The organism is Agrobacterium sp. Ap1, from assembly GCF_017313375.1.
Taxonomy (GTDB): Bacteria; Pseudomonadota; Alphaproteobacteria; order Rhizobiales; family Rhizobiaceae; genus Neorhizobium; species Neorhizobium cellulosilyticum.
In genome coordinates, this window is sequence record NZ_JAFLMY010000081.1 from 1 (window position 1) to 630 (window position 630).

Genomic DNA, 630 nt, shown 5'->3' on the forward strand with positions numbered 1-630 from the left:
CCGTTTCCCGCAGCAGATCATCGCCCATGCAGTCTGGTTGTACTTTCGGTTCCCGCTGAGCCTGCGCCTGGTCGAGGAATTGCTGCTGGAGCGCGGCGTCGTCGTTTCGTATGAAACGATCCGCCGATGGGGGCGGAAATTCGGACCGGCCTACGCAAAGCAAATCCGTCGCCGGCGGCCGTCGCACCGGGACGTCTGGCATCTGGACGAGGTGGTGGTTTCCATCGCTGGCCGCAAACACTGGCTTTGGCGTGCCGTTGACCAAGACGGTTATGTTCTCGACGAGATCGTTCAAAGCCGGCGCGATACGAAAGCCGCGAGGCGACTGCTGATCAGGCTACTACAGAAAGCAGGCATGCCGCCCAAGCGGATGGTCACCGACAAACTCCGTTCGTATGGCGCGGCCAAGCGCGACGTTATGCCGGCTGTCGAGCACTGGTCCCACAAGGGTCTCAACAATCGAGCGGAAAATTCTTATCTGCCGCTCCGGAAACGGGAACGCACGATGCAGGGTTTCCGATCAGCCGGCAGCTTGCAGCGGTTCATCTCGATCTTCTCGGCGCTCCGAAATCTCTTCGTCACCCCGCATCACAAACGATCCGCCCTGGCCACGCATATTCACCGCACCCG

The 630-nt window shown here is 60.6% G+C and carries 1 protein-coding gene; it reads left to right on the forward strand.

What is annotated here, in order from left to right:
* On the forward strand, nucleotides 1-630 hold a 630-nt coding region (locus tag JZX87_RS31070), incomplete at both ends, for an IS6 family transposase (protein WP_206829660.1).